The following is a 1,576-nucleotide window of genomic DNA, read 5'->3' as shown; positions in this document are numbered from 1 at the left end:
TAATGAGATGGTCACCCTCCACCCCGCAAGGTACTAATATTCTAGGGTGTATTCATTCTGGACGGAGGCCATCATGCAAGACGTTACGCTTATCGGCATCGATTTAGGGAAGCACGGCTTTCACGTGCATGGACAGGACCGACATGGAAAGGCGCTGCTGCGCAGGAAATTCGATCGCAAGCAACTAATTACGTTTTTTGCCAACTTCCACTCCTGCACGATCGTCATGGAAGCCTGCGCCGGCGCGCACTGGATGGCCCGGCAGCTGGCAAAACTCGGCCACGAAGCCAAACTCATCTCGCCCCAATTCGTGCGCCCCTTCGTCAAGGGCAACAAGAATGATTTCATCGATGCCGAAGCGATCTGCGAAGCAGCAAGCCGCCCATCAATGCGTTTCGCCACTCCCAAGACTGAAGCCCAGCAATGCCTGTCAGCGCTACATCGCACGCGCGAGTCGCTGGTACGAGACCGGGTCAAGGCAATCAATCAGGTTCACGGCTTCCTGCTCGAATTCGGTATCAGCCTGCCGACCGGCCAGGGCACATTGCGGCGCCTACTTTCCGTGCTGGCAGAGCACACCCTGCCAGCACGGCTGATGAGCCTGATCGAAAGGCTGCATGCTCACATCAAGTATCTCGATGAGCAGATCGAAGATATCGAAAAAGAGCTGGGCCGGCAGTTGAGGAAAGACGACTTGGGACAGCGCTTGATGACGATTCCTGGCGTCGGACCGATTACAGCCAGCGTCCTGTCAGCTGAGGTGAGCGACGGCAAGCAATACGCTTGCGCACGCGACTTCGCCGCATCTATCGGATTGGTGCCGCGACAGTACAGTACGGGCGGACGAGCTAACCTGTTGGGCATCAGCAAACGTGGTGACAAGAACATTCGGCGTCTGCTCGTGCAGTGCGCGCGATCTTACATGCGGCAACTGGAGCGTCATACCGACCGGCTGGCGCGATGGGTCCGATCCATGCTGTTGCGGCGCCATTCCAATGTCGTGGCCTGCGCTCTAGCGAACAAGCTGGCTCGTACAGCCTGGGCCATCGCAGCCCACAATACCGAATATGAAATGCACGAGGCCGCTACATTGCCGTGACGGCCCCCTGAGCTTGCAGTACCGAAGCACCTATCTGGTTTTGCGACTGCTGATATTGGATGACGTGAACGGCACACCGGCCTGCGGATAACCTGGAAACAAAACCGGCTGAGAAAGCCGAGAGCTTTTTGAGGACCGACAGGCGCGACTCTCATCGGGGCGCGGAGCAAGTCTCCACAAGACGCCGGATAGATTTGAGCAAGCCAACCACATCATATAAATTCAGGTTGCAAAAAGGAGGGTGACCATAGATTTTGTTTGGGCGTTAGCCCAAACGAAGCAGCCATCTGTCGCCCGTTGGAAAACTGACTCGCATCGCCAACCGTTGCCACCAATGCTGTCGCAGTAAGGGGCCCGATACCACGCACTTGCTGTAAACGTTGAGCTACCGGGTGTTGCCGAGCAATTTGAGCGATTTCCTGGTCGAGTTCTTCGATACGCTCGTCGAAAGTTAGCAGATCTCGCCATAGCCCACGC

General features: G+C 56.5%; 1 protein-coding gene and 1 pseudogene. One reads left to right on the top strand and one right to left on the bottom strand.

Annotated elements, in window-relative coordinates:
- Positions 1 to 73: 73 nt before the first annotated feature.
- The gene (locus tag ACHAC9_RS24360) at positions 74 to 1,099 is read left to right on the top strand and encodes an IS110 family transposase (protein WP_435764374.1); all 1,026 of its coding nucleotides are present in this window, start codon (positions 74 to 76) and stop codon (positions 1,097 to 1,099) included.
- Between the two features lie 251 nt (positions 1,100 to 1,350).
- On the opposite strand, the pseudogene ACHAC9_RS24355 reads toward ACHAC9_RS24360, so the two are convergent.
- Positions 1,351 to 1,576, bottom strand: a pseudogene (locus ACHAC9_RS24355) (transposase); the annotation flags it as partial.

The organism is Massilia sp. CMS3.1 (assembly GCF_051262535.1).
Lineage (GTDB): Bacteria > Pseudomonadota > Gammaproteobacteria > Burkholderiales > Burkholderiaceae_D > Telluria.
This window is presented reverse-complemented; position numbering and strand designations above follow the sequence as displayed.